Raw genomic sequence first — 16,813 nt, 5'->3', positions numbered from 1 at the left:
TCCGCTCTTCCTGAGCTTTGGCTTAAAACAGTTTGTAGACGATGTTCAGAATGGTCAGCAGGCCGACCACGGTCACGAAGATGTTCTCGGTCCGGCCTTTGTATTTCGCCAGCGCGGGCGCTTTACGAATCGCGTACATCGGCAGCAGGCACAGCAGAGAGGCGATAATTGGTGCTCCCATGGCTTCAATAAGGTCGAGAATGTTCGGGTTGGCGTAGGCCACAATCCAGGTGGAGCCCATGATGAAAATCATGCTGATGGTGTTCAGCTTGCCGACAGAGACGCTCTTCTTATCGCCTTTGTAGCCGAACTTGAGGATCAGGCCGTTCAGCCCCTCCAGCGTGCCCAGATAGTGGCCGAAGAAGGATTTAAAGATAGCGACCAGCGCGATGATGGAGGCGCCGTATTCCAGCACCGTGGCGAACGTGGATTTACTGCCCGACATCGAGGCAAAGTGGTTCGCCAGGTAAGAGAGCACCGGAATGTTCTGCGCTTTGGCATCCGCCATGTTCTGCGGAGAGAGCGTAAACAGGCAGCTAAAGGCGAAGAACATCACCACCGCCACCATCAGCAGGCTGGCGCGACCGATGATTTTGGAACATTTCTGCTCGGTGAATTCTTTCCCGAACTCCGGCTCGTACTCTTCGCGCTTGGAGACCACGAACGAGGAGACGATAGGCGAGAAGTTAAAGGAGAAGACCATGATGGAGATCCCCAGCCACACAGTGACCAGAATGCCGTCATGGCCGGTGAAGGCGATATCGCTCAGGTTGACCTGGTCGATCACCGCCGAGTTCCAGTACGGGATCAGCGACAGGGAAATCAGCACCAGGCTGGCGATGAACGGGAACACCAGGTAGCTCATCACCTTCACCATCAGGTCTTTCCCGAACCAGATCACAAAGGCCATCAGCAGCAGCAGGAACAGCGCCACCACGCCGCGGTTCAGGGCTGGCAGCTGGAGCTGGTTTTCCCAGAAGGTCATAAAGGTGTTGGTAATGGTTACACCGTAGATCCACAGCAGCGGACAAATGGCAAAGAAGTAGAGGAAGGTGATCACCACCCCGCCGGTTTTGCCGAAATGCTCTTCCACCGTTTCGGTGATGTTGCCGGAGACGTTACTGCCGGACAAACAGAGGCGCGCCAGCGCGCGGTGGCAGTAAAACGCAATCGGGAAGGCGAGTACCAGCATCAGCAGGATAGGGATCAGGCCGCCAAACCCTGCGCGAATGGGGAAGAACAGCACGCCAGCGCCAATGGCGGTCCCGAACAGGCCCAGCGTCCAGGTGGTATCCGATTTACGCCAGGTGGACGTTTTTGTCTGGCCAACGGTAATGCTTTCAGTGTTGCTCATAAGTCATCCTTTATGCGTCAACGAAGCCGGTAATTTGGGAAACACGGGAGAGATCGATATTGCCGCCGGAAATAATGCAGACGGTTTTACGGCCCTGAATATAGTGGTCCAGTTTGCCGCTTAATAACGCCGCGCAGGCCAGCGCGCCCGCGCCTTCCGTCACCACTTTATTTCGCTGAATAAGCGCAATCATGCTGTTGCGAATTTCATCTTCGCTGACCAGCACAATGTCATCGACCAGTTCACGAACAATTTCGAAGGTTAAATTACCCGGACGAGACACGTCGCAACCGTCGGCTAATGTGCCGGTAACGCGATGGCTGGTTATTTCTCCGGCCTGCCAGGAAGCCGCCATGCCGTGAACGTTTTCAGACTGCACGCCGATAATATTGATGGTCGGGTTAATAGATTTAATCGCCGTTGCAATACCGGCAATTAAACCGCCGCCGCCAATCGGAACAATGACGTTATCCACGTCGTAGAGATCTTCGAGAATTTCGAGGCCGATGGTGCCCTGGCCGGCAATGACTTTCGGATCGTCATAAGGCGGGATAAATATGCGCCCCTCCATCTCGACGATTTCGCTCACCTTAGCGATGGTGTCGTTGAAGTTCTCGCCGTGCAGCACCACTTCCGCCGAATAGTCGCGCGTCGCGGCGACTTTGGATTTCGGCGCGCCCATCGGCATCACCACTTTGCCGTCGATACCGAGCATGGCGCAGGAGAGCGACACCCCCTGAGCGTGGTTACCTGCGGAGCAGGCCACCACCCCTTTGCGTTTTTCTGCATCCGTCAGCGAACTTAACTTATTAAACGCCCCGCGTATTTTAAACGAACCGGTACGCTGCATATTTTCAAACTTAAGAAATATCTCGCCCTTACAGCGTTCGCTGAGATAATTTGAGCGCGGCATGCCGGTTTTATAAATTTTTCCCGCCAGGCGTTTTCTGGCGTCCTGAATATCTTCAATGGTCACCGGGAGATCGTAGGTAATGTGCATAATATCCTCGTTATAATAATTCATTGTTTTCAGGCAAAGTCAGGGTAACAGAGCGTTAAAAAGCGTCGCTCCGGGTGTTTTAAAGCGTGATTATTTTTATCGTCGTTTATCGATATTCATCGACGAATATTGTTTTGCCAGTTCAACTAATACTGACGCCGATTTTTTAATACTGTAATTTTTCGACCACACGGCGGCATAACGCGCCACGGGTAATTCATCCTCCACCGGCAGGACGATAAACTGGTCCGAGCCGAACGGCGCAATCATGTCACGGGGGATCACCGTCAGGTAATCGGCATTAAGGACAAGGTTATAGATAGTGACGACGGAATCGGTCTGGACGATGTTTTCAATGCTGATGTGGTTGTCTTGCAGGGTGGTCAGGAGTTCGTTGTAGTAGCCCATATCGGTTTGCGGCATCACCCACTGCTCATGCGTAAGTGATGCCAGTCTGGTCGGGCCGGTGCACGTTCGTGATTTACTCGCCACCAGCACAAACTCGGATTCAAACAGTGGCTCAACGTGAAGATCCTGAAGCAACATTCCGTCGCTCAGCGTGCCGATGGCAAAATCCAGCCGACCGTCGCGAATGGCGGGCAGGAATGAAGAGAGCTGCGCTTCATACATGGAGACGCGCGCTTTCGGAAACACTTCCCTGAATTTTTTAATCATCTCAGACAGGAAGGTGAAGCCAATCAGCGACGGATAGCCAAAGGAGACGTCCATGACGGTACTAAAACTGAGGCTGTTGATTTCGCTCACCATGTTTTTCATTTCGCGGGTGATCGACTCAGCGTAGGACAGCAGCACCTGACCGGCGGCAGTGAGTTTTACGCCGGTGTTTTTACGCACCATCACCTCTACCCCGAAGTAGGATTCGATGTCGCTGATGATTTTGCTGACGGCAGGTTGCGTCAGCCCCAGTTGTCTTGCAGCAGAACCTATGGAGCCACTTTTAATGACTTCCTGAAATACCACGAGGTGCTGTGTTTTCGGTAGAATAATAGTATTCATCATATTCTGCGCTTATTTCCCTATGACGCAGCGGATTCTACCTAATAATGTTTAAGGGGGTATGTGCTGTTACTCACAATTCGCCGGAACGCCCTATTTACACCCATCATCAAAACCTTTTAAATGTTTATAAATCAATAATATAACGCAATTAAAATACGCAATTACGCTGATATTGATCAACAAATTACGAGGTAATAAATTTATTTTATGGCAATAACCCGCGTGAATTTTTTTGCCTTAGAAATATTAATAAAGGCTATCTTTCAGGCAATTAAAGGTTAATAAATCAACACTACCAATTTAAAACATTTTTGTGGTTTATCAACTTTACCAGGAATATTAATACTATTTCAGAATAAAGAGTGGGATATATCACACATTCACCAGAAGAATGTTTTTAGATTCAATATTTGATTATCAATTAGAAAAACATTTATTCTCAGCAAACCAACAAATGCAACATCTAATCAACACAAAAATTTTCTTATTTTATAGCGTTAAATTTCGTGATTACGATCATCCACGGAGGATGAGAGGAGCGCGTGGCGGAGTAAACAGTGAAATGTGCTTAGCGTCGCAAAATTGAGAATTGATGTCGTCTGGCGCAGCGCTTACCCGGTCTGTTCTCTTCAGAAAGCAAAAACCCCGCCGAAGCGGGGTTTCGTAAGAAGTTGAAGCTGACCGATAAGCCGGGTTCTGTCGTGGACAGTCATTCATCTAGGCCAGCAATCGCTCACTGGCTCAAGCAGCCTACCCGGGTTCAGTACGGGCCGTACCATGTGAACCCCTATTTGGCCTTGCTCCGGGTGGAGTTTACCGTGCCACGGACTGTTACCAGCCGCGCGGTGCGCTCTTACCGCACCCTTTCACCCTTACCTGATCCCGCTTGCGCGGGCCATCGGCGGTTTGCTCTCTGTTGCACTGGTCGTGGGTTTCCCCCCCAGGCGTTACCTGGCACCCTGCCCTGTGGAGCCCGGACTTTCCTCCCCTCCGCCCGTCTCCCCCGAAGGGACGACGACGAAGCGGCGACTGTCTGGTCAGCTTCGGCGCGCAGTATAGAGGGTTTGCGCGCCGCTGTCACCTCTGGCTACGCATGCCTACCTGCAATGTGGCCGCGATATTGCGCGAGGCGCGGTAAATGTTGTCATACGCGCCCCGGAACGCCTCTTCCAGTGAGCCGATGCTGGTCAGTACGCTGAACACCGCGTCGATGCCGTACTGGTGTACCACGCCCACGTCCTGCGTCAGACTTCCGGCAATCCCTATCACCGGCTTATGGTATTTTTTGGCGACGCTCGCCACGCCGACGGGCACTTTACCGTTAATGCTCTGGCTGTCGATGCGCCCTTCGCCCGTCAGTACCCAGGTGCAGTCGTGAATGTGTTCTTCAAGATTGAGCGCCTGAGTGACAATCTCAATGCCGCTTTTCAGCTCAGCCCCCAGAAAGGCCATCAGCGCCGCGCCCATGCCGCCCGCCGCTCCTGCCCCCGGAACCGGGTTCACGTCGATGCGCAAAGATTTTTTGATCACCTCGGCATAGTGGCTAAGATTGGCGTCGAGTTCGAGGATCATCTCCTCGGTGGCGCCTTTTTGCGGGCCAAAGATACGCGACGCGCCGCTTTCACCGACCAGCGGATTCGTCACGTCACAGGCGACGCGGATTGCGCATCCCTGAAGACGCGGATCGAGCGCCGAAATATCAATACAGTTAAGCGCCATCAGGCTACCGCCACCGTAGCCGATCTCCGTCCCGTTGGCATCCGTAAACCTCGCGCCCAGCGCCTGCATCATGCCGGCGCCCCCGTCGTTGGTTGCGCTCCCGCCGATACCGATAATGATATTGCGCGCGCCTTTATCCAGTGCGCTGAGGATCAGCTCCCCCGTCCCGCGAGACGTCGTGACCAGTGGGTTACGCAGCGCGGGAGGAACAAGCACCAGGCCGCTGGCGGCGGCCATCTCGATAAACGCGGTCGTCCCGTCGCCAGAGATCCCCCAGCGGGCATTCACTTTTTCCCCTAACGGACCGGTGACGACAGCCTGCTGCCAGGTGCCCTGAGTCGCGGCGATCATCGCTTCAACCGTACCTTCCCCACCGTCAGCAACGGGAACCGACACGTAATGAGCGTCGGGGAAAATCTCCCGAAATCCTTTTTCTATCGCCTGCGCCACCTCGGTGGCAGACAGGCTTTCTTTATAAGAGTCTGGCGCGATTATGATTTTCATAGTTGTAAGCCTGGACCGTAGGCCCGGTATGCGTTGCGCCACCGGGCAGGACGTCATTAGCGAGTAATTTCGACCTTCGCCAGTTTTTCGTAGTAGCACGCGAGCGCGCTGTGATCGGCAGTGCCAAGACCGTCCGCACGCAGCGCCTGCATCATCTCCATGACGGCAGCAGTCAGCGGCAGCTGCGCCCCCACGCCGTGTGACGTATCCAGCGCATTCGCCAGATCTTTAATGTGCAGATCGATACGAAAACCCGGCTTAAAGTTACGATCCATCACCATCGGTGCCTTGGCATCCAGCACGGTACTACCCGCCAGACCACCGCGAATGGCCTGATAGACCAGATCCGGATTCACCCCCGCTTTGGTGGCCAGCGTCAGCGCCTCCGACATGGCCGCAATGTTCAGCGCCACAATCACCTGGTTTGCCAGCTTGGTGACGTTACCCGCGCCGATGTCCCCGGTGTGCACCACGGAGCCAGCCATCGCTTTCATCAGGTCGTAGTATTTGTCGAAGACGGCTTTATCGCCGCCCACCATCACCGACAGGGTGCCGTCAATGGCTTTGGGCTCGCCGCCGCTGACCGGTGCGTCCAGCATCTCCACGCCTTTCGCCTTCAGCGCCTCGCTGATTTCGCGGCTCGCCAGCGGTGCGATTGAACTCATGTCGATCACCACCAGGCCCGGCTTCGCGCCGTCGATAATGCCGTTCTCACCCAGCGCCACCTCTTTCACGTGCGGAGAGTTTGGCAGCATGGTGATGATGACATCGCACTGCTCGGCGATCGCTTTTGCGGTTGCCGCCGTTTCCGCGCCGGCCGCAATCACCTCTGCTACCGCGTCTGAATTACGGTCGAGAACCACCAGCGAGTAACCTGCTTTGATGAGGTTTTTGCTCATTGGTTTGCCCATGATGCCCAGGCCAATAAAACCCACTTTCAGCGTCATAATCTGTTTCCTCAATGATGGTTATTTTTTAAAAGCGTCTGCTAATCTCTGCGTGGCCGCGCGGAATACGCCGAGGTCGCTGCCGACGGCAACAAACGTTGCGCCCCACTCCAGGTAGCGGCGGGCGTCAGCTTCCACCGGCGCCAGAATGCCGCACGGCTTACCGTGGGCTTTGGCACGGGCAAAAATGTGCTGGATCGCGCGCTGAACATCCGGGTGACTGGCATTGCCCAGATGACCAAAGGCGGCAGCCAGATCGCTCGGGCCGACGAAAATACCGTCTACGCCTTCGGTCGCGGCAATGGCGTCGACGTTATCGACACCCTGCTGGCTCTCGATCTGAACCAGGATGGTGATGTTCCTGTTGGACTGGGCGAAATAGTCCGGCACGGTGCCAAACATGTTGGCGCGGTGCGAAACGGACACGCCGCGGATCCCTTCCGGCGGATAGCGGGTCGCCGCTACGGCCAGCACCGCTTCTTCTTCCGTTTCAACAAACGGGATCAGGAAGTTGTAGAAGCCGATATCCAGTAAACGCTTGATGATAACCGGCTCGTTGGTGGGCACACGCACCACCGGCGCGCTGTGGCTGCCTTTCAGCGCCATCAGCTGCGGAATAAACGTGCTGATATCGTTTGGCGCATGTTCGCCGTCCAGCACCAGCCAGTCGAATCCGGCCAGGCCCAGCACTTCCGTGCTGATGGGGTTTGCCAGCGCAGACCAGCAGCCAATCTGGATCTGGTGCGCCGCGAGGGCTGCTTTAAACTTATTCGGGAAGATATCGTTACTCATCGCTTATACCTTTTTTAATTCCGCAGTTTTAGCCAGCATCATTTTTATTTATTCCGACGCAGCGTCAGGGTTATATTTATTTTCTGACTGAATTTTGGCGTTATAAAATCGTCATTCAGTATAATCGCCGCCCGACGGCAGTACATTGTTTCAATGCTCAGTTATCGAGTAGAATCTGAACGCTATCTTGAGCATATGCACAAAGCAGTGGGCGCTGATGCACAGAATCAACGATTAGTGTTTCGGGAGCGATCGCGATCACATTCTCACCTTTCCTCTCCTGACATTCTTTATTTCTTCAATAAGAAACAATTAACCATCTGGCTATATTTAGTATCAGATATTTTGCTGGAGAAGCGTAAACAATGGCCGATATTCAAATTCGACAGGCGTCGCCGACGGCGTTCTATATAAAAGTGCACGATACCGACAACGTGGCGATTATTGTCAACGACAATGGCTTAAAAGCGGGTACCCGATTCCCGGACGGGCTGGAGCTGATTGAGCACGTTCCGCAGGGGCACAAGGTCGCGCTGGTCGATATCCCCACGCACGGCGAAATCGTGCGTTACGGCGAAGTCATCGGCTATGCGGTACGCCCTATCCCGCAGGGCAGCTGGGTTGAAGAGTCGCTGGTTGAGCTGCCAGCGGCCCCGCCGCTGGAAACGTTGCCGCTGGCGACCCGCGTCCCTGAGCCGTTGCCGCCGCTGGAGGGCTATACCTTCGAAGGTTACCGCAACGCGGACGGCAGCGTGGGAACCAAAAACCTGCTCGGCATCACCACCAGCGTGCATTGCGTGGCGGGCGTCGTGGATTACGTGGTGAAAATTATTGAGCGCGATCTGCTGCCGAAATACCCCAACGTTGACGGCGTGGTGGGGCTTAACCACCTGTACGGCTGCGGCGTGGCGATCAACGCGCCCGCGGCGGTCGTGCCAATCCGCACAATCCACAATATCGCCCTCAACCCAAACTTTGGCGGCGAGGTGATGGTGATTGGCCTCGGCTGTGAGAAATTGCAGCCTGAACGCCTGTTGCAGGGTACTGAGGATGTAAAAGCCATTCCGGTAGACGATGCCAGCATTGTTCGTCTTCAGGACGAGCGTCACGTCGGATTTCGTTCCATGGTCGACGATATTCTTCAGGTGGCGGAGCGCCATCTGGACACGCTGAACAAACGCCAGCGCGAAACCTGCCCGGCCTCTGAGCTGGTAGTGGGAACACAGTGCGGCGGCAGCGATGCGTTTTCCGGCGTCACCGCCAACCCGGCGGTGGGTTACGCGTCGGATTTGTTCGTGCGCTGCGGCGCCACGGTGATGTTCTCCGAGGTCACCGAAGTGCGTGACGCCATCCACCTGCTTACGCCGCGCGCCGTCAACGAGGAGGTGGGCAAACGCCTGCTGGAGGAGATGGCCTGGTACGATAACTATCTTGATATGGGCAAAACCGACCGCAGCGCCAACCCGTCCCCGGGTAACAAGAAAGGCGGCCTGGCGAACGTGGTGGAAAAAGCCCTCGGATCAATTGCCAAATCTGGCCAGAGTGCGATTGTGGAAGTGCTCTCTCCGGGCCAGCGACCCACCAAACGCGGCCTTATTTACGCGGCAACGCCTGCCAGTGATTTTGTTTGCGGCACCCAGCAGGTGGCGTCCGGCATTACGGTACAGGTCTTTACCACCGGGCGCGGCACGCCGTACGGCCTGATGGCGGTACCGGTGATCAAAATGGCGACCCGCACCGAGCTGGCAAACCGCTGGTATGACTTAATGGATATCAACGCGGGCACCATCGCCACCGGGGAAGAGAGTATTGAGGATGTGGGCTGGAAGCTGTTCCACTTCATTCTGGACGTGGCGAGCGGGCGAAAGAAAACCTTCTCTGATCAATGGGGACTGCATAACCAGCTGGCGGTGTTTAATCCGGCGCCGGTGACGTGATGGCCCTCACCCTGTCCTCTCCCCTGTGGGGAGAGGGTTAGGGTGAGGGGGGAAAGCCCCTTTAGACCAGCACCACATCAATCCCGCTTTTCCGCAGCCCGTCTAGGCTCTCCGCCGGAATACCTTCATCGACGATAATCATATCGATCCGCTGGGTATCAATGATTTTATGCAGGCTTGAGCGGTTAAACTTGCTGGAGTCGGTCACAACGATAATGCGCTCTGCCACCTCGCACATTTTTCGATTCAGGCGGGCTTCATCCTCGTTGTGCGTACTCACCCCCCGATCGAGATCGATGGCGTCGACGCCCAGGAACAGCAGGTCAAAATGGTAATTCTGTAACGACTGCTCCGCCTGGTCGCCGTAGAAAGACTGCGACTGACGGCGCAAGTGTCCACCGGTCATCAGCAGCTCCACTCCCTCTGCTTCCAGCAGCGCGTTCGCCACGTTCATCCCGTTGGTCATGGCAATAACGTCGGTGTGCTGGCGCAACATACGGGCGATTTCACAGGTCGTAGTACCCGAGTCCAGAATAATGCGGTGGCCCGGCTTCACCAGCTCAGCCGCCGCCTGCGCGATGCTGCGCTTCACTGCCGTATTAAGAGAACTTTTGTCCTCAACGGACGGCTCCACGCCGGGCATATTGCCTTCGCAAATCAGCGCGCCGCCGTAAGCGCGAACGGCAATCCCCTGCTTTTCCAGAAAGGCCAGATCGTTACGGATCGTCACCGTCGACACGCCGTATAAAAGAGAAAGATCGTTAACCTGTACGCTTCCCTGCGCCCGCAACCGCTGAATGATCTGCTCTCGCCTTTCGCTGGTCCCGGTGATGCGCTTCTCTGCGGATGGATCGGTGCTGCTCATACGAGCTCCTTAGTAAATAAACTTTCGTTTCATTTCGTTTTGCTTATTAACGCCTTTCTTTTAAGGGAATGCAAGCCCTGTAAGGCGCGCTGACGCACGCTTATCCGCCGCTGAAACCTTTCATTATGTTTCTTTTGTGAAACAGATCGGAAAACTATTATCTTTCGTTTTATTTTTACCGCACCATAATGCAGTATCAAATGAAACAAAACGAAAGATGAATACCAACACCATCCGAAATGGAGAGGAAAGTGAAACATCTGACAGAAATGGTGGAACACCATAAACGGGGGAATACAAACGGGATTTATGCCGTCTGTTCTGCACATCCACTGGTACTTGAAGCTGCAATTCGTTACGCCCATTCTCAACAGACGCCTCTGCTGATTGAAGCCACCTCAAACCAGGTGGATCAGTTTGGCGGCTATACCGGTATGACGCCCGCCGATTTTCATGGGTTTGTCTGCACGCTGGCGGGATCTCTCGGTTTCCCCACCTCGCAGCTGATCCTTGGCGGCGATCATCTCGGTCCCAACCGCTGGCAAAACCTGCCGGCTTTGCAGGCGATGGCGAACGCCGACGATCTCATCAAAAGCTACGTGGCTGCCGGGTTCAAGAAGATCCATCTCGATTGCAGCATGTCCTGCGAAGACGATCCGGTTCCTTTAACCGATGCGATCGTTGCCGGGCGCGCCGCGCGTCTGGCAAAAATTGCCGAAACAACCTGTCTTGAGCAATTTGGTGTAGCCGATCTGGTCTACGTTATCGGCACGGAAGTTCCGGTTCCCGGCGGCGCGCACGACACGCTGACCGAGCTTGAGGTCACCACGCCAGAGGCGGCACGCGCCACGCTTGAGGCACACCGCCACGCATTTGAGAAGGAAGGGTTAAGCGACATCTGGCCGCGCATTATTGGCCTGGTGGTTCAGCCCGGCGTTGAGTTCGATCATGCGCACGTTTGTGACTATCAGCCGCATAAGGCCGTCGCGCTGAGCAAGATGGTTGAAGCCTATGACACGCTGGTATTCGAAGCACATTCTACCGATTACCAGACGCCGCAGGCGCTGCGCCAGCTGGTGAACGATCACTTCGCCATTCTTAAAGTCGGTCCTGCCCTGACCTTTGCCCTGCGCGAAGCGCTGTTCTCGCTGGCGGCCATTGAAGAAGAGCTGCTGCCGGCAAAAGCCTGCTCCGGGCTGCGTCACGTCCTGGAAAACGTGATGCTCGATCGCCCGGAATACTGGCAAAGCCACTATCACGGTGATGGGAACGCCCGACGCCTGGCCCGCGGCTACAGCTACTCCGACCGCGTGCGTTATTACTGGCCAGACAGCCAGATTGACGACGCCTTTGAGCGGCTGGTACGCAACCTTGCGGATGAACCGATCCCGCTGCCGCTGATCAGCCAGTATCTGCCTTTGCAGTACAGCAAAGTTCGCGAGGGCGCTCTCAAGTCAACGCCACGGGAACTTATCCTCGACCACATTCAGGACATACTCCAGCAGTACCATGCCGCCTGCGAAGGCGTAACGACTCAACACGCATAATTAAAAAGAGGAAAACGCTATGCCAAACATTGTCCTATGCCGCATTGATGAGCGCCTGATCCACGGACAGGTGGGCGTGCAGTGGGTGGGGTTTGCGGGGGCAAACCTGGTGCTGGTGGCAAATGACGAGGTTGCAGACGATCCGGTTCAACAAAACCTGATGGAAATGGTGCTCGCGGAAGGCATCGCCGTGCGTTTCTGGTCTCTGCAAAAGGTCATCGACAACATTCATCGCGCCGCCGACCGCCAGAAAATTCTGCTGGTCTGCAAATCACCGGCTGATTTTTTAACGCTGGTTGAGGGCGGCGTACCCATCACCCGTATCAACGTCGGAAATATGCATTATGCCAGTGGCAAACAGCAAATTGCCAAAACGGTATCTGTAGACGCGAACGATATCGCCGCGTTTAACGGCCTGAAGGCGGCCGGCGTGGAATGCTTCGTTCAGGGCGTTCCAACAGAGACTGCTTTGGATCTCTTTAAACTGCTCTGAGGGATTCACAATGGAAATCAGTCTGTTGCAGGCTTTCGCGCTCGGGCTTCTCGCCTTTATCGCGGGCCTGGATATGTTTAACGGCTTAACACACATGCACCGTCCGGTGGTGCTCGGGCCGCTGGTTGGCCTGATACTGGGCGACCTGCACACCGGTATTCTGACCGGCGGTACCTTAGAACTGGTCTGGATGGGCCTGGCGCCGCTGGCGGGCGCGCAGCCGCCGAACGTGATTATCGGCACCATCGTTGGCACCACGTTTGCCATCACCACGGGCGTAAAGCCGGATGTCGCCGTTGGGGTGGCCGTACCGTTTGCCGTGGCGGTGCAGATGGGTATTACGTTCCTCTTCTCCGTGATGTCCGGCGTAATGTCCCGCTGCGATCGCATGGCGGCCAACGCGGACACCGACGGCATTGAGCGAGTCAACTATCTGGCGCTGCTGGCGCTCGGCGTTTTTTATTTCCTGTGCGCGTTTCTGCCCATCTACTTTGGCGCCGAACACGCGAAAACCGCCATTGCTATTCTGCCGGAGCGTCTGATCGACGGTCTCGGCGTCGCGGGCGGCATCATGCCAGCGATCGGCTTCGCCGTGCTGCTGAAGATCATGATGAAAAACGTTTACATCCCTTACTTCATTATCGGTTTTGTCGCTGCGGCCTGGCTGAAGCTTCCGGTGCTGGCGATTGCGGCGGCTGCGCTGGCGATGGCGCTGATCGACCTGCTGCGTAAGTCGCCTGAACCGACGGCGCCCGCGGCCCAGAAAGAGGAATTTGAAGATGGCATCTAATCACACCACCCTGCCGGGCGCGTCCGTCAGTGAAGAGACGCTGCTGAGCGGCGTGAATGAAAACGTCTATGAAGACCAGACCATTGGCGCGGAGCTGACCAAAAGAGACATTAACCGCGTGGCCTGGCGCTCCATGCTGTTACAGGCCTCGTTCAACTACGAGCGTATGCAGGCCTCCGGCTGGCTGTATGGGCTGCTGCCCGCGCTGAAAAAGATCCACACCAATAAACGGGACCTGGCGCGCGCCATGAAGGGCCATATGGGCTTCTTCAACACTCATCCGTTCCTGGTGACCTTTGTTATCGGCATTATTCTGGCGATGGAACGATCAAAGCAGGACGTGAACAGCATTCAGAGCACGAAAATTGCCGTCGGCGCGCCGCTCGGGGGCATTGGTGACGCCATGTTCTGGCTGACCCTGTTACCCATCTGCGGCGGTATTGGTGCCAGCCTGGCGCTGCAAGGCTCCATTCTTGGCGCGGTGGTTTTTATCGTGCTGTTCAACGTGGTGCATCTCGGCCTGCGCTTTGGCCTGGCGCACTATGCCTACCGAATGGGTGTCGCCGCGATCCCGCTGATCAAGGCCAACACCAAAAAGGTTGGCCATGCTGCGTCCATTGTCGGGATGACGGTAATTGGTGCGCTGGTGGCAACCTATGTGCGCCTGAATAACACACTCGAGATTAAAGCCGGGGATGCGGTCGTCAAACTGCAAACCGACGTGATCGACAAGCTGATGCCCGCATTCCTGCCACTGGTCTACACCCTGACCATGTTCTGGCTGGTACGCCGTGGCTGGAGCCCGCTGCGCCTGATTGGTATCACCGTGGTGCTGGGCGTGGTCGGTAAATTCTGTCACTTCCTGTAAACGCAAAGAGGTTGCGATGTTAGGCATTATTTTGACGGGTCACGGCGGTTTTGCCAGCGGGCTTGAACAGGCGATGAAGCAGATCCTCGGCGAACAGCCGCAGTTTATCGCCATCGATTTTCCGGAAAGTTCCACCACTGCGCGGCTGACCGCGCAGCTTGATCAGGCAGTGACTGAACTGGACGCAGAGCACGATATTGTGTTTCTCACCGATCTTCTCGGCGGGACGCCGTTTCGTGTGGCCTCTACCCTCGCGATGCAGCGGCCCGGCAGCGAAGTGATCGCCGGCACTAACCTCCAGCTTTTGCTGGAGATGGTGCTGGATCGCGACGGATTAAGCAGCGAAGCGTTTCGTTTGCAGGCGCTGGAGTGCGGCCATCGCGGCCTGACCAGCCTGGTGGATGAGCTAGCCCGCTGTCGCGAGGACGTGCCCGCCGGGGAAGGGATATGAGCCAGGTGCTGCGCGCGCGTCGTCTGCTTACCGGGCAGGGCTGGCTGGATGACCACCAGCTGCGTATCGAAAGAGGCGTCATCACCGCCATCGAGCCGATACCGGCAGGGGTTAACGTCCGCGAGGCGGACCTGCTTTGCCCAGCATATATCGATATCCACGTTCACGGCGGCGCGGGAGTGGACGTGATGGATGATGCACCCGACGTGCTGGACCGGTTAGCCATGCATAAAGCACGTGAAGGTGTGGGGGCGTTTTTACCCACCACCGTCACCGCTCCGCTGGAGGCGATCCATTGCGCGTTAAGGCGTATTGCCCGACGCTGTCATGCCGGTGGCCCCGGCGCGCAGGTTCTGGGGAGCTATCTGGAAGGCCCGTACTTTACGCCGCAGAACAAAGGGGCGCATCCGCCAGAACTGTTTCGCGAACTGGATCTTGCGGAACTTGATGCGCTGATTGCGGTTTCGCAGGACACGCTGCGGGTTGTGGCGCTGGCTCCGGAAAAAGCGCACGCCCTGAAGGCGATCCATCACCTCAGCCAGAAAGGGATACGCGTCATGCTGGGCCACAGCGCCGCTACATACGCGCAGACCCTTGCCGCATTTGACGCAGGCGCAGCCGGGCTGGTGCACTGCTACAACGGCATGACGGGGTTACACCACCGGGAGCCCGGCATGGTTGGCGCCGGGCTGACGGACCCACGCGCGTGGCTGGAGCTGATTGCCGACGGACACCACGTTCACCCTGGAGCCATGCGGCTGTGTTGTTGCTGTGCGAAGGATCGCACGGTGCTGATCACCGATGCCATGCAGGCGGCGGGGATGCCCGACGGACGCTATACGCTGTGTGGTGAAAATGTCGAGATGCAGGGCGGCGTTGTCCGCACGGCCTCCGGCGGGCTGGCGGGCAGCACGCTCGCGCTGGATGCCGCCGTGCGACATATGGTGGAGCAGACGGGGGTTCCCGCAGAGAACGCTATTCATATGGCCTCGCTGCATCCTGCCCGCCTGCTCGGTATGGACCACCTGCTGGGATCGTTAGCGCCAGGCAAACGCGCCAACATTATTGCGCTGGACGCAGGTTTACATCTCCGGCAGATCTGGCTTCAGGGTCAGGTGTTTTCGCTATAGCCCTTTCACAGTCTGCTCTGTTGGCCTTACGGAATGCGATCGTAAGGCCTTTCTTTTCCTTTCCTTAATTTTTACCTTTCCTTTCGTGATCACACTTTTCGTTTTATTTCTTTTTCGCCATTGAACTTTCGATTTCTTTTCTATAGATTTTCTTTAACTGCTTAAGTGAACAAGTGAAACGAAACGAAAGATAGCGACACATTTGCCAGCGTCTGATGTGGAATTCACACGACTAAGGACTGAGTTATGCCACAAACCACTACCGCCACCACCGGCACCTGGACCGAAAAAGAGATCCGCCAGCAGCCAGCCAGCTGGCTTCGCTCGCTCAGCAATATCGATAACCTGCGCGCGTCAATCGACGGTTTTCTGACGCCACTGTTGCGCAAGCCCGATCTGCGGATCGTTCTGACCGGTGCGGGCACGTCCGCTTTTATCGGTGACATCATTGCGCCATGGCTTGCCAGCCGCACAGGGAAAAACATTACCGCGATCCCAACGACCGATCTGGTCACCAATCCGATGGATTATTTCAGCCCTGCGCACCCGCTGCTGCTGGTCTCTTTTGCCCGTTCCGGCAACAGCCCGGAGAGCGTCGCCGCCGTTGAGCTGGCGAACCAGTTTGTGCCGGAGTGCTACCACCTGTCGATCACCTGTAATGAAGCGGGCAGCCTGTACCAGAATGCCGTCGACAGCGATAACGCCTGCGCTCTGCTCATGCCGGCTGAAACGCACGATCGCGGGTTCGCGATGACAAGCAGCATCACCACCATGATGGCGAGCTGCCTGGCGGTATTCGCACCGGAAACGATCAACAGCAAAACGTTCCGCGACGTATCCGATCGCTGTCAGGCGATCCTCACGTCGCTCGGCGATTTCAGCCACGGCGTTTTTGGTAACGAACCGTGGAAGCGCATCGTTTATCTGGGCAGCGGTGGATTACAGGGCGCCGCGCGGGAATCTGCGCTGAAGGTGCTGGAGCTGACCGCCGGCAAGCTGGCGGCATTCTACGATTCGCCAGCGGGTTTTCGTCACGGGCCTAAGTCGCTGGTAGACAACGAAACGCTGGTCGTCGTGTTTGTCTCCAGCCATCCGTATACGCGTCGGTACGATCTGGATCTGCTCGCCGAGCTGCGTCGCGATCGCCAGGCCATGCGCGTGGTAGCCATTGCAGCCGAAACGGATCCGGTCATTGAAGCGGGCCCGCATATCCTGCTGCCGCCTTCCCGCGCGTTTAACGATATGGAGCAGGCGTTCTGCTTCCTGATGTACGCCCAGGTCTTTGCACTCACCCAGTCCCTGTACGTCGGCAATACGCCGGATACGCCGTCCGCCAGCGGTACGGTTAACCGTGTGGTCCAGGGCGTTGTTATTCATCCGTGGCAGGCTTAAGAGG

Annotated in this window: 15 protein-coding genes and 1 other RNA gene; 8 read left to right on the top strand and 8 right to left on the bottom strand. The window is 56.2% G+C overall.

What is annotated here, in order from left to right:
* Positions 1 to 22: 22 nt before the first annotated feature.
* From tdcC to garL, 7 genes are all read right to left on the bottom strand, one after another.
* Positions 23 to 1,354 (bottom strand): threonine/serine transporter TdcC, encoded by a 1,332-nt coding sequence (tdcC, locus tag N5C09_RS12950; RefSeq protein ID WP_063867614.1) that lies wholly within the window; start codon positions 1,352 to 1,354, stop codon positions 23 to 25.
* A 10-nt stretch (positions 1,355 to 1,364) separates the two neighbouring features.
* Entirely contained in the window at positions 1,365 to 2,354 is a 990-nt protein-coding gene (gene tdcB / locus N5C09_RS12945; protein WP_063867937.1) for a bifunctional threonine ammonia-lyase/L-serine ammonia-lyase TdcB, read from the bottom strand.
* Between the two features lie 96 nt (positions 2,355 to 2,450).
* Positions 2,451 to 3,371 (bottom strand): transcriptional regulator TdcA, encoded by a 921-nt coding sequence (gene tdcA / locus N5C09_RS12940; RefSeq protein ID WP_063867612.1) that lies wholly within the window; start codon positions 3,369 to 3,371, stop codon positions 2,451 to 2,453.
* Between the two features lie 672 nt (positions 3,372 to 4,043).
* Positions 4,044 to 4,419, bottom strand: an RNA gene (rnpB, locus tag N5C09_RS12935) — RNase P RNA component class A.
* Positions 4,420 to 4,451: 32 nt separating this feature from the next.
* Positions 4,452 to 5,597 carry a glycerate 2-kinase gene (gene garK / locus N5C09_RS12930; protein WP_279749174.1) on the bottom strand — a complete coding sequence of 382 codons (1,146 nt, stop codon included), beginning with the start codon at positions 5,595 to 5,597 and terminating at the stop codon, positions 4,452 to 4,454.
* Positions 5,598 to 5,653: 56 nt separating this feature from the next.
* The gene (garR, locus tag N5C09_RS12925) at positions 5,654 to 6,544 is read right to left on the bottom strand and encodes a 2-hydroxy-3-oxopropionate reductase (protein WP_063867608.1); all 891 of its coding nucleotides are present in this window, start codon (positions 6,542 to 6,544) and stop codon (positions 5,654 to 5,656) included.
* A gap of 21 nt (positions 6,545 to 6,565) precedes the next feature.
* On the bottom strand, positions 6,566 to 7,336 hold the full coding sequence (gene garL / locus N5C09_RS12920; protein ID WP_063867607.1) for a 2-dehydro-3-deoxyglucarate aldolase: 771 nt from the start codon (positions 7,334 to 7,336) through the stop codon (positions 6,566 to 6,568).
* Positions 7,337 to 7,701: 365 nt separating this feature from the next.
* Between garL and garD the strand changes: the two genes are divergently transcribed.
* Positions 7,702 to 9,273 carry a galactarate dehydratase gene (gene garD / locus N5C09_RS12915; protein WP_063451078.1) on the top strand — a complete coding sequence of 524 codons (1,572 nt, stop codon included), beginning with the start codon at positions 7,702 to 7,704 and terminating at the stop codon, positions 9,271 to 9,273.
* Positions 9,274 to 9,334: 61 nt separating this feature from the next.
* Here the strand turns inward: garD and N5C09_RS12910 are convergent, their stop codons facing one another.
* The gene (locus N5C09_RS12910) at positions 9,335 to 10,138 is read right to left on the bottom strand and encodes a DeoR family transcriptional regulator (protein WP_063867605.1); all 804 of its coding nucleotides are present in this window, start codon (positions 10,136 to 10,138) and stop codon (positions 9,335 to 9,337) included.
* Between the two features lie 239 nt (positions 10,139 to 10,377).
* On the opposite strand from N5C09_RS12910, the gene kbaZ reads away from it, so the two are divergent.
* From kbaZ to N5C09_RS12875, 7 genes are all read left to right on the top strand, one after another.
* A complete protein-coding gene (gene kbaZ / locus N5C09_RS12905; RefSeq protein ID WP_279749173.1) occupies positions 10,378 to 11,685 on the top strand; it encodes a tagatose-bisphosphate aldolase subunit KbaZ in 1,308 nt (435 codons plus the stop codon).
* 19 nt (positions 11,686 to 11,704) lie between these two features.
* The gene (gene agaV / locus N5C09_RS12900) at positions 11,705 to 12,178 is read left to right on the top strand and encodes a PTS N-acetylgalactosamine transporter subunit IIB (protein WP_063451076.1); all 474 of its coding nucleotides are present in this window, start codon (positions 11,705 to 11,707) and stop codon (positions 12,176 to 12,178) included.
* A 10-nt stretch (positions 12,179 to 12,188) separates the two neighbouring features.
* Positions 12,189 to 12,968 carry a PTS N-acetylgalactosamine transporter subunit IIC gene (gene agaW / locus N5C09_RS12895; protein ID WP_063867602.1) on the top strand — a complete coding sequence of 260 codons (780 nt, stop codon included), beginning with the start codon at positions 12,189 to 12,191 and terminating at the stop codon, positions 12,966 to 12,968.
* Positions 12,958 to 13,836 carry a PTS N-acetylgalactosamine transporter subunit IID gene (gene agaE, locus N5C09_RS12890; RefSeq protein ID WP_279749172.1) on the top strand — a complete coding sequence of 293 codons (879 nt, stop codon included), beginning with the start codon at positions 12,958 to 12,960 and terminating at the stop codon, positions 13,834 to 13,836. Before agaW ends, agaE begins: the two co-directional genes overlap by 11 nt.
* Before the next feature lie 16 nt (positions 13,837 to 13,852).
* Positions 13,853 to 14,287, top strand: coding sequence for a PTS galactosamine/N-acetylgalactosamine transporter subunit IIA (agaF, locus tag N5C09_RS12885; RefSeq protein ID WP_279749171.1), 435 nt, complete (start codon positions 13,853 to 13,855; stop codon positions 14,285 to 14,287).
* Positions 14,284 to 15,417 (top strand): N-acetylglucosamine-6-phosphate deacetylase, encoded by a 1,134-nt coding sequence (nagA, locus tag N5C09_RS12880; protein ID WP_279749170.1) that lies wholly within the window; start codon positions 14,284 to 14,286, stop codon positions 15,415 to 15,417. The genes agaF and nagA overlap by 4 nt, the downstream gene beginning before the upstream one ends.
* 246 nt (positions 15,418 to 15,663) lie before the next feature.
* Positions 15,664 to 16,809: an SIS domain-containing protein gene (locus N5C09_RS12875; RefSeq protein ID WP_279749169.1), complete on the top strand. Its 1,146-nt coding sequence runs from the start codon at positions 15,664 to 15,666 to the stop codon at positions 16,807 to 16,809.
* Positions 16,810 to 16,813: the final 4 nt, after the last annotated feature.

This window comes from Enterobacter sp. GD03975 (assembly GCF_029838645.1).
Taxonomy (GTDB): Bacteria; Pseudomonadota; Gammaproteobacteria; order Enterobacterales; family Enterobacteriaceae; genus Enterobacter; species Enterobacter quasihormaechei.
Note: the sequence above shows the minus strand (reverse complement) of the source record. Positions and strands in the feature narration are given on the sequence as shown.

Coding starts and splice junctions, on each gene's coding strand:
- garD (WP_063451078.1), top strand. CDS start 7,702: ATGGCCGATATTCAAATTCGACAGGCGTCGCCGACGGCGTTCTATATA.
- nagA (WP_279749170.1), top strand. CDS start 14,284: ATGAGCCAGGTGCTGCGCGCGCGTCGTCTGCTTACCGGGCAGGGCTGG.
- agaF (WP_279749171.1), top strand. CDS start 13,853: ATGTTAGGCATTATTTTGACGGGTCACGGCGGTTTTGCCAGCGGGCTT.
- agaE (WP_279749172.1), top strand. CDS start 12,958: ATGGCATCTAATCACACCACCCTGCCGGGCGCGTCCGTCAGTGAAGAG.
- agaW (WP_063867602.1), top strand. CDS start 12,189: ATGGAAATCAGTCTGTTGCAGGCTTTCGCGCTCGGGCTTCTCGCCTTT.
- tdcC (WP_063867614.1), bottom strand. CDS start 1,354: ATGAGCAACACTGAAAGCATTACCGTTGGCCAGACAAAAACGTCCACC.
- garR (WP_063867608.1), bottom strand. CDS start 6,544: ATGACGCTGAAAGTGGGTTTTATTGGCCTGGGCATCATGGGCAAACCA.
- agaV (WP_063451076.1), top strand. CDS start 11,705: ATGCCAAACATTGTCCTATGCCGCATTGATGAGCGCCTGATCCACGGA.
- N5C09_RS12910 (WP_063867605.1), bottom strand. CDS start 10,138: ATGAGCAGCACCGATCCATCCGCAGAGAAGCGCATCACCGGGACCAGC.
- tdcA (WP_063867612.1), bottom strand. CDS start 3,371: ATGAATACTATTATTCTACCGAAAACACAGCACCTCGTGGTATTTCAG.
- tdcB (WP_063867937.1), bottom strand. CDS start 2,354: ATGCACATTACCTACGATCTCCCGGTGACCATTGAAGATATTCAGGAC.
- garK (WP_279749174.1), bottom strand. CDS start 5,597: ATGAAAATCATAATCGCGCCAGACTCTTATAAAGAAAGCCTGTCTGCC.
- kbaZ (WP_279749173.1), top strand. CDS start 10,378: ATGGAGAGGAAAGTGAAACATCTGACAGAAATGGTGGAACACCATAAA.
- N5C09_RS12875 (WP_279749169.1), top strand. CDS start 15,664: ATGCCACAAACCACTACCGCCACCACCGGCACCTGGACCGAAAAAGAG.
- garL (WP_063867607.1), bottom strand. CDS start 7,336: ATGAGTAACGATATCTTCCCGAATAAGTTTAAAGCAGCCCTCGCGGCG.